Raw genomic sequence first — 9801 nt, 5'->3', positions numbered from 1 at the left:
CGACGGGGGCCGGGGCGCACGGCACGGCGGTCGGGGGGCCCGGAGGGCTCAGGCGGGGCGGGTCCGGCGGGCGCTCCACAGCGCGAGGGCGGTCAGCAGGACCAGCGCGCCGCCGATCCACAGCACTCCGGCGGTGGCGAAGGCGTCCACGGCGAGGCCGCCGATCAGGGCGCCCAGCGCGATGGAGAGGTTGAAGGCCGCGACGAACAGCGAGGTGGCGGCCTCGGTGGCCTCGGGCGCGGCCTTCATCATCCAGGTCTGGAGGCTCACCGACACTCCGCCGTAGGCGAGGCCCCAGACCAGCAGCAGCGCGACGCCGCCCACCGGGCCGGTGCCGAGCAGGGGGATCAGCGCCATCGCCGCGGTGAGCGTGCCACTGATGATCAGCAGGGTGCGGCGGACGTCGCGCCCCGCCCAGGAGCCGGCCACGGTGTTGCCGACGATGCCGGCCACGCCGTACCCCAGCAACAGGCTGCTGATCAGGCCCGGTTCGACCCCGCTGATGTCCTGGAGGACGGGCCGGACGAAGGTGTACGCCACGAAGTGGCCGGTGATCAGCAGGAAGGTGGCGATCACCCCGATCCGTACGGCCGCGTTGTCCCGGAACAGCCGGGGCAGTTCGGGCAGGCGGATCGTCTGGGTGGCGGGCAGCGGCGGCACCAGCCACAGCTTGCAGACCAGCGCCACCAGGGCGAGCACGCCCACGGCCGCGAACGCGGTGCGCCAGCCGCTGAGTTCGCCCGCGAGCGTCCCGGCCGGTACGCCGATCACCGAGGCGGTGGAGACCCCGCCGAAGATCACGGCCATGGCGCGGGGCACGTGCTTCTCGGGCACCAGCCGGGTGGCGAGGCTGCCCGCGATGGCCCAGAAGCCGCCGACGCTCACCCCGACGAGGAAGCGGGCGGCCAGCACGGTGGCGAAGTTCGGCGCGAAGGCGGAGGCCAGGTTGGCCGCGCCCACCAGGCCGATCAGCACGCACAGCACCAGCCGCCGGTCCAGCCGGCCGGCGGCCACGGTGATCAGCGGCGCCGACACGGCGGCGACCAGGCCGGGGACGGTCACCATCAGGCCGGCCGTGCCGTTGGAGACGCCCAGCTCGGAGCCGACGGGGGTGAGCAGGCCCACCGGCAGCAGTTCCGAGGTCATCAGGGAGAAGATGCCGAGGGCGACGGCGAGGACGGCCAGCCAGCCCTTCCACTCCGGGCGGGTGTCACCGGCCGGGGTGGCGGGGGAGTCCACCGAGGTCACGACCGGCCTCCGTTCCGCCGCTCGGCAGGGTGGTGGTCCGGTCGGACGGTCATGACACGCGCTCCTGAATCGTCGGGTACAAGCGGTGCGGGGAGGGCGGGGAGGGCGGGGACGGCGGAGAGAGGTAATGCGGACATCGCGTATCCAGAATTGGTCGGTGGGAGGACGCGCCACCACCGGCGGCGCGTCGCAGGGGGAACTGACGAGGGAAGGGAGGGTCAGGCGGAGGCGGTCGCGAACCAGCCGCGCACCCGGCCGGGGACACCGGGGGCGCCGCGCTCCGCCTCGCTCATCACATCGGCGAGCGTCCGGGCGGCCAGCTCCCGGCGCCAGGCCAGCTCCGCCCGGCGCATGGCCGCCGAAATGGCGCACGGCCTGCGGGAGTTGCCCGGCATCTCGCCGTGCGGTCCCTGCTGCCGGATCTCGGTGCAGCGGAACGCCTGCTCGGGGCCCTCGATCGCGGTGACGACGTCCATGAGCGTGACGTCCTCGGGTCTGCGGGCCAGGCGGAAGCCGCCGCGCGGGCCCGGGACCGAGGTGACGATCCCGGCCCGGGACAGCGCCTGCAGCTGTTTGTTGAGGTAGGCCGCCGGCAGGTCGTGGTACGCGGCGAGCCGGGCCACGGTCACCGCTCCGCCGTCCTGCGCCCAGGCGAGGTTGAGGCAGCTGTGCAGCGCCCACTCGACGCCTTCACCCATCCGCATGTCCTGGACACTACACATCCAGGATTGCCGCCGACAACCCCAACCGCCTTTGTCAGCGCAGGAGTACGGTTCCCAGCTCGGCCTCCAGCCGCCGCAGGTCCCGCTCGTGGCCGTGCGCCGCGATGTGCCCGTCCGGGCGCACCAGGTAGTAGCCGCTCCGCTCACAGCCGCCGTACGGCGCCAGCGCCCCGCGCCCCACCGGCACCGCCGCCACCCGGGGCCACCGGGCCACCAGCCGGTCCGTCTCGGCGCGCCACCCGGACCCGCCCCGCCCCGCCACGACCGCCAGCGTCCACCGCGACGGATCTGCCCCGGGGCCCGCCGTGCCGAGCGCCAGCGCCACCGGCCGGGGGAAGACCGCGCCCACCCGCAGCCCGCCGGGCAGCCGCCCCCGGACCTGGCACGCGGCCCGCCCGGACGGCCCCTGCGTCTCCCGCTGCGGGGTGTACGCCAGCCGCCGGCCGGCCATCACCGGCGCGTAGAACCGCGACACCGCCCCGGAGCGCTCCAGCATCCGGAAGGCGCCGTCCCGCACTCGGACCTGCGCCGGGTGCCGCACCATCCACGCCCGCGTCTGGAGGTCGGTGTCCCGCACGATCCGCCGTGTGGTCTCGGTGCGCTCCGGCCCGTACCCCAGCAGCAGCGACGCCGGGGAGTGGCCCCGGAGCACGGCGGCCAGCTTCCAGCCCAGGTTGTGCGCGTCCTGGAGGCCGTTGTTCATGCCCTGGCCGCCCGCCGGACTGTGCACGTGCGCCGCGTCGCCCGCCAGGAACACCCGCCCCCGCTGGAACTCGGCCGCCCGCCGCGCGTGCACCCGGAACACCGTCTGCCACACCGGCTCGGTGATCCGCACCCCCAGCGGGCCCCGCTCGTCGACAACGCCCTGCATCATGGCCACCCCGTGCTCGGCCCCGCCCGGCGGCATCACCGCCAGGAACCGGAAGACCCCGCCCGGCATCGGCACGATCACCAGCGTCCCCAGCGGCGACTGGTAGTACCGGATCTCGTCGGACGGCAGCGCCCCCGCGATCCGGGTGTCGATCAGCGCGAACGCCATCTCGTACGTGGACCCCTCGAAGCCCGTGCCCAGATGGCCGCGTACGGCGCTGCGCGCCCCGTCGGCGCCGACCACGAACGGGGTGCGCACCCGCTCGATGCCGCCGTCCGCGTGCTCCAGCACCGAGGTGACCGCGTCGGTCGCCCCGACCGGGCCGCCGAAGTCGGTGTCGTCGAAGCCCAGCAGCCGCACGCCCCGCTCGACCTTGCCGCCCAGGGCGTGCAGCCGCTCGGTGAGCAGCCGTTCCGTCTCGGCCTGCGGCAGCGTGCGGGACGCCAGGTCCTCGGCGAAGCCGAAGGTGGCCACCGGCCGCCGCTCGGAGAAGTAGCTGAACGCGTCGATGCGCAGGCTCGCCTCCCGCACCGCGTCGAGGACGCCGACGTCCTGGAGGATGTCGAGGGCGCGCGGCCACAGCGACAGCGCCCGGGGGGCCCGCGTGGGCTCCGGGGCGCGGTCCACGATCCGTACCCCCACGCCCCGCCGCAGCAGCTCGCAGGCGGTCAGCAGCCCGGTGGGCCCGGCGCCCACGACCAGCACCCCGGTGTCGCGGCCGTCCACCGCGCCGCCCCGTACCGCCGTCACGACGCCGGCTCCGTCCGCTCCCGGAGCCGGCGGGCCAGCTCGATGCGCTTGATCTTCATGGTGGCGGTGCGGGGCAGCTCGGCGTGCGGCAGCTGGACGGGGTCGGCCATCGGCTCCAGGCCGGCCACGGCCGCGCGCCAGCGCTCCGGGTCGAGCGGCCGGTCGTCCTTGACGCAGACCACGGGCACCGGCTCCTGCCGGGGCCCGGCGACCACCACCAGCTCCGACAGCTCCTCCAGCCGGGCCAGCACGGCGTCCTCCACCGCCAGGGTGCTGTGGATGTTCGGGACGACGTCGACCTCGCGGTCCAGGAGGTGCAGGCAGCCCCACCTGGTGCGGTAGCCGACGTCGCCGCCGCGCCACCAGCGGCCGTGGACCTGCTGGGCGAAGCGCTCCTCCTCGCCCCAGTAGGTCAGCGCCCGGCCGGGGGTGCTCACCTCGATGTAGCCCGGGGTGTCCCGGGTGGGCGGCGCGCCGTCGCGGCCGACGAGCCGGAACCGGGTCACACCCGGCATGGCGTACCCGAGGCAGCGCCCGTCCGCCCGGTGTGCGTTCTTCCGGCTGTAGCCGCGCCCGACGAGCGGCCCGCACTCGCTCTGCCCGTAGATCTGGAAGAACAGCGGCGACCGGCGGTCGGAGGCCCGCAGCAGCCGGTCCATGGTGCTCGGGTGGATGGCGTCGAAGGTGCTGCTGAAGTAGCGGACCGTGGAGAAGGGCCTGCGCGGGTCGTCGGCCAGTCCCTCCCACTCCATGAAGGAGTTGGGGTGGGTCTCGACGAAGCCCGGCCGGGTCTCGGCGAACAGTTCGGCGACCGCCTCCGGCTCCGCGTCGTCCATCACCACCAGCGGCATGGCGCGCGGCAGCAGCACGGCGAGCGCCAGGTACATCCGCGAGTGGACGTAACTGACGTGCAGGGCGACCGTCTCGCGGGTCCGGATCAGGGACGCCAGCCGCTCCTGCGGCAGCAGCCGCCCGCGCAGCGTCCGCGCCGAGTGCACCACCAGCTTCGGCAGCCCGGTCGTCCCGGAGGTGTGCGTCATCAGCGCCGGGTGGTCGGGGTGCAGCAGCACGGGCCGCCGCCGGGGCGAGCCCGCCAGGCCGGCCAGCGACACGGTCCCCGGCACCTCGCCGCCCGTCACCAGGACGCGGGCGGCCGAGGGGGCGAGCCGGTCGAGGGAGAGCGGCCCGGCCAGCTTGGCCGCGTCGGTCACCAGGTGCGGCCGGTCCAGCCGGCCGACCAGGGTGGTGACGCTCTCGCCGTCCAGCGCGGGGGAGAGCATCACCGGCACGGCACCGATCCGCGCCGCGGCCGTGGCGAGCACGTAGATGTCGAAGTTGGCCGACTTGTGGATGGCGACGTGCTCGGCCGGCCGGACCCCGGCGGCCCACAGCCGGGCGGCCGTGTCGTCCACCAGCTCGGCGAGCCCGGCGACGGTCAGGCGCCGCCCGGCGTCCGGGAACAGGTCCAGGTCGTGGTCCAGGGTGATCGGGGTGCCGCCGTCGCGGGCGGCGGCCAGCTGGGGGACCAGGCCGAGGTACAGGCCGCCACTACGGGCTGAGCTGCGGGGCATCGGGCTTCTTCCTCGCGTCGGGTACGGGCGTGCGTACGAGCGGGTGGGTACGGGTCGGGGGCGGGGCGCCCGGTCTACCCGGGGTGATCCGGGGCGGCGCCGGCGGCGGAGACCTCCGCGCCCAGGACGTCCGCCAGGAGCCGGCCGACGATCCGGGTGCCGTCCCGGGTGAGCAGCGACTCCGGGTGGAACTGCACCGAGGCGAAGTGGGGGCCGCGCAGCGCGTGCACCTCACCGGTGCCGGCCTCCCGGCAGACCTCCACCACGCCCACACCGGGGCAGTCGACCTTGTCGGCGTCGCTGACGGCGGTGAACGTGTTGTAGTAGCCGACCAGTTCGCGGGAGCCGAAGAGGTCGACGGCCCGCTGCACCCCCTGGTGCGGCACGTCCCGGCGGGCCACCGCGAAGCCCAGCTCCCCGCTGAGCACCTGGTGGCTCAGGCACACGGCGAGGAACGGGCGCCGCTCCTCCAGCAGGGCGCGCGCCGCCGCCCGCATGTGGCCGATCCGGGGGTCGTCCGCCGCGTGCGGCGAGCCGGGCCCCGGGCCCAGCACCACCAGGTCGTGGTCCCGCACCGCGTACGGCTCGTCGAACCGGCGCACCTCGACACGGAGTCCGAGCGCCGCGAGCTGGTGGGCGAGCATCGCGGTGAAGGTGTCCTCGGCGTCGACCACCAGGACCCGCCGGCCGGCCAGCGCGGGCAGCGGCGGCGGCGGGGCGTCGCCGCCGGCCAGCCAGAAGCCCGCGAGGGTGGCGTTGCGCCGCTCCAGCGCCTCGCGGACGCGCGGGTGCGCGGCGAACCGGCGGGGCCCGCCCGCCTCCAGCGCGGAGAGCAGCCCGGCGGCCTTGGCCCGGGTCTCGGCGACCTCCGAGGCCGGGTCGGAGTGGCGGACGAGCGTGGCGCCGACGCCGATCCGCACCCGGCCGCCGGCATCGATGTCGGCGGTGCGGATCAGGATGGACGAGTCGAGGGTGCGCGCGCCCCCGGCGTCCCGCCCCATCAGGGCGACGACCCCGCTGTAGTAGCCCCGGCCGCCCGGCTCGTACCGGCCGATGACCCGGCAGGCGCTCTCCAGCGGGCTGCCGGTGACCGTCGGGGCGAACATCGTCTCGCGCAGGATCTCGCGCGGATCGCGGTCGCTGCGGCCCTCGATGACGTACTCGGTGTGCGCCAGGCGCGCCATCTCCTTGAGGTACGGGCCCACCACCCGCCCGCCCGTGTCGCAGACGCGGGCCATCATCTTCAGCTCCTCGTCCACCACCATGAACAGCTCGTCGGCCTCCTTGGCGTCGGCGAGGAAGTCCATCACCTCCGGCAGGGTCGGCCCGGTCGGCGGATAGCGGTAGGTGCCGCTGATGGGGTTCATCACGGCGGTGCCGTCCCGCAGGCTGACGTGCCGCTCGGGGGTGGCGCCGACGAAGGTGCGCGTACCGGTGTGGACGAGGAAGGTCCAGTACGTCCCCGACTCCCGCTCCAGCAGCCGCCGGAAGAACGCCAGGGCGCACGCCGGGGTGTAGCCGGTGATGTCGGCGGTGTACGAGCGCTTGATGACGAAGTTCGCCCCCGCGCCCTGCCCGATCTCGTCGGCGACCACGGCGCGGACCGTCTCGGCGTACGCCTCGTCGTCCAGGTCGAAGTGACCGCCCGTCAGGTCGATCGGCACGTCGGCGACCCGGGCCAGCACCTCCGCGACCGGCACCGCGGCCTGGCCGGTGACCGCCATGGCGATCAGCGGCGCGCCGTCGTCGGCGCAGCGGAAGCCGCGCTCCGCGATCTGCCGGTACGGGACGACCGCCAGCACCTCGTGCCGGGCGCCGGGGGCGGCCGGCCCCTCGGGCAGCGGGATCTCCGCGAGCGTGCCGGGCGTGCTCACCTCGCCGGTGAGGACCTCCACCGTGCCCGGCCCGGTGGTCTCGGGGCGGTGCAGCAGCGCGAACGCCGCCTCCCGCCCGCCGAGGATCCGGCCGAGCAGGTCCGGCCCGGTCATCCGAGGACCTCCTTCGCGGTGAGGACCCGCGCGCAGCGCGCCGCCGCGTACGCGACCGCCGTCCGGTGGTGCTCCGCGGAGAAGTCGGCGACCGCGTCGGCGACCAGGAACGTCTCGATGTCGTGGGTGAACGCGTCCACCGCCGTGGCGAGCACGCCCACGTGCGCGTACACCCCGCAGACGATCAGCTGGTCGCGCCCGGCGGCGCGCATCCACTCCAGCAGCCCGGAGCGGAAGAAGGCGCTGTAGCGCCACTTGGTGAAGACCTCGTCCCCGGGCGCCGGGGCCAGCCGGTCGGTGATCTCGCGGTCGGCGGGGCTCGCGGTCATGCCCGGGCCCCAGAAGTCCCGCAGCAGGCCCCGCTGTTCCCCGGTCATGTCACCGGGCTGCGCGGTGTACGCGACGGGGACGCCGAGCGCGGCGCAGCGCTCGCGCACCAGCGCGGCGTTGGCCACCACGGCGTCGCGCAGCGGGTCCGGCAGGGGCTTCAGGAAGTAGCGCTGCATGTCGTGGACGAGCAGCACCGCCCGGCCCGGGTCGGGGGTCCACCGGGCGACGGCGGCGGGCAGGTCGCCCGCCGTGGGTAGGGCGTACGGCTCGATGGGGGGTATGCCTGCCATGACTTTCCTCCGTTGGGTGGTGCCCGCGCGTGCGTCAGGCCCCGAGTGCGGCACCGCCGTCGACCGTGAGGTCGTGCAGGGTGATGTGGGCGGCGCGGTCGGACAGCAGGAAGACGACGGCCTCGGCGACGTCCGACGGCCGGGCCAGCCGGCCCAGCGGGATGCCCACCCGGAAGGACTCGGGCCGGCCCTCGACGGTGCCCCGGGGGCCCGTCTCGTCGTGCCACATCGAGGACAGCATCGGGGTGTCGGTCGAGCCCGGCGCCACCACGTTGCAGCGGATGCCGTACCGGGCGACCTCCAGGCCGAGGCACTTGGTGTACATCGCGGCGGCGGCCTTGGACGCGGCGTACGCCCCCATGTCGGTACGGGGGGTGCCGGCGGCGTTGGACGCCACGGTGACCACGGCTCCGCGCCGGCGGGGCACCATCCGGCCGACGACCGACCGGCACAGGTGGAACACGCCGGTGGTGTTGACGGCGAAGGTGTCCGCCCAGTCCTCGTCGGTGAGGTGCACCGCCTCGCCGAGCCGCAGCACACCGGCCGCGTTGACGAGGTAGTCCACCGGCCCGAGCCGCTCCTCGACGGCGGCGACCACGGCCTCGACGCGCCCGGCGTCGGTCACGTCGCAGGCGAAGCCCTCGACGGCCGTGCCGTCCGCCGCCCTCTCCACGGTCTCGCGCAGCCGCTCGGGGTCCCGGTCGACGGCCGCCACCCGCGCGCCGAGCCCGCCCAGCGCCCGCACCACGGACGCGCCGATACCGCCCGCCGCCCCGGTGACCAGGGCAACCCTGTCCCGCATGTCCGATCTCCTTCCGGTGCTGGTGATGCCGGGCCCGGGTCAGCCGCGCCAGGCGGAGACCACGGACACGGCCTGGGCGGGGTTGAGCCGGGGGTCGCAGAAGCTGGTGTACTTGCCGGCCGCCGGGCCGCCGGGCCCCTCGGCGGCCACGCACTCCGCCACGTCGTCGGGCGTGGTCTCCAGGTGCAGCCCGCCGGCCACGCCCCCGGCCTCCGTGACGGCCCGCTGGAACTCCCGCACCTCGCGCTCGACCGTGGTCACCACCCGCGTCTTCACGCCGTCCGGGGTGCTCACGGTGTTGCCGTGCAGGGGGTCGCAGAGCCAGATCACCGGGTGCCCGGACGCCCGCGCGGCGGCCACCAGCGGCGGCAGCCGGTCCGCCACCGCGCCGGCGCCCATCCGGGCGATCAGCGTGAGGCGGCCGGGCTCGCGCAGCGGGTCGAGCCGCTCGCACAGCGCCGTCAGTTCGTCCGCCGTCATGCCCGGACCGACCTTGCAGGCCACCGGGTTGTCCACCCGGGCCAGCAGGTCCACGTGCGCGCCGTCCACCTGGCGGGTGCGCTCGCCGATCCACGGCCAGTGCGTCGAGGCGAGCAGCGGGCGGTCGCCGTCCCCGGGCCGCAGCATGGGCAGTTCGTAGTCGAGCAGCAGCGCCTCGTGGCTGGTCCACACCGGCGCGTCGGGCCCGTGCCCGGGGCCGTCCGGCCCGCCGCCCGGTCTCCAGCCGAGGTGCGTCATGGCCTCGCTCGCCGCGCGGTAGCCGGCCAGCAGCCGCTCCGGGTCGGGCCGCCGGGCCGCCGGGTCGGGCTCGGGACCGTTGACCATGTGGCCCCGGTAGACGGGCAGTTCGATGCCGTTGCACCACTCGGTGGGCCGGGAGCGGGGCTTGGCGAACTGGCCCGCCATCCGCCCCACGCGCACCACCGGGCGGTGGGTGACCATCCGCATCGCCCCGGCGAGCAGGTCCAGCACGGCGCGCTTGCGCGCCACGTACCCGGGGGTGCACTCGGCCGGGTCCTCGGCGCAGTCCCCGGCCTGCACCACCTGGGCCTCGCCGGCCGCCACCCTGGCCAGCTGGGCGCGGAGCGCCCGTACGTCGCCGGCCCGGACGAGCGGGGGCAGCGCCGACAGGGCGGCACGGACCCGCGCCACCTCCGTCGCGTCCGGCCAGTCCGGTTGCTGGCGGGCGGGTGCGGGGCGGGTCTCGGGCGCGGTGACCGCCATCGTGG

The 9801-nt window shown here is 75.7% G+C and carries 8 protein-coding genes; all 8 read right to left on the bottom strand.

Features of this window, described 5'->3' with window-relative positions:
* Window positions 1–48: 48 nt before the first annotated feature.
* Window positions 49–1248, bottom strand: coding sequence for an MFS transporter (locus tag ACF08D_RS09270; RefSeq protein ID WP_392221939.1), 1200 nt, complete (start codon window positions 1246–1248; stop codon window positions 49–51).
* A 218-nt stretch (window positions 1249–1466) separates the two neighbouring features.
* Window positions 1467–1952 carry an RrF2 family transcriptional regulator gene (locus ACF08D_RS09265; protein WP_392221938.1) on the bottom strand — a complete coding sequence of 162 codons (486 nt, stop codon included), beginning with the start codon at window positions 1950–1952 and terminating at the stop codon, window positions 1467–1469.
* 52 nt (window positions 1953–2004) lie between these two features.
* Complete coding sequence (locus ACF08D_RS09260) at window positions 2005–3591, bottom strand: FAD-dependent monooxygenase (protein ID WP_392221937.1); 1587 nt, start codon at window positions 3589–3591, stop codon at window positions 2005–2007.
* Entirely contained in the window at window positions 3588–5162 is a 1575-nt protein-coding gene (locus ACF08D_RS09255; RefSeq protein WP_392221936.1) for a class I adenylate-forming enzyme family protein, read from the bottom strand. The genes ACF08D_RS09260 and ACF08D_RS09255 overlap by 4 nt, the downstream gene beginning before the upstream one ends.
* A 74-nt stretch (window positions 5163–5236) precedes the next feature.
* Window positions 5237–7150: an anthranilate synthase family protein gene (locus tag ACF08D_RS09250; RefSeq protein WP_392221935.1), complete on the bottom strand. Its 1914-nt coding sequence runs from the start codon at window positions 7148–7150 to the stop codon at window positions 5237–5239.
* Entirely contained in the window at window positions 7147–7770 is a 624-nt protein-coding gene (locus tag ACF08D_RS09245) for an isochorismatase family protein (protein ID WP_392221934.1), read from the bottom strand. Before ACF08D_RS09245 ends, ACF08D_RS09250 begins: the two co-directional genes overlap by 4 nt.
* A gap of 34 nt (window positions 7771–7804) precedes the next feature.
* Window positions 7805–8572, bottom strand: a complete 768-nt coding sequence (locus ACF08D_RS09240) for a 2,3-dihydro-2,3-dihydroxybenzoate dehydrogenase (RefSeq protein WP_392221933.1) — start codon at window positions 8570–8572, stop codon at window positions 7805–7807.
* Between the two features lie 39 nt (window positions 8573–8611).
* Window positions 8612–9796, bottom strand: a complete 1185-nt coding sequence (locus tag ACF08D_RS09235) for a 3-deoxy-7-phosphoheptulonate synthase (RefSeq protein WP_392221932.1) — start codon at window positions 9794–9796, stop codon at window positions 8612–8614.
* Between the last annotated feature and the right edge of the window lie 5 nt (window positions 9797–9801).

Origin of the sequence: Streptomyces sp. NPDC015131 (genome assembly GCF_043079975.1) — a bacterium.
GTDB lineage: Bacteria > Actinomycetota > Actinomycetes > Streptomycetales > Streptomycetaceae > Streptomyces.
The sequence above is the reverse complement of the archived record's forward strand: the minus strand, read 5'-3'. Positions and strand labels throughout refer to the sequence as shown.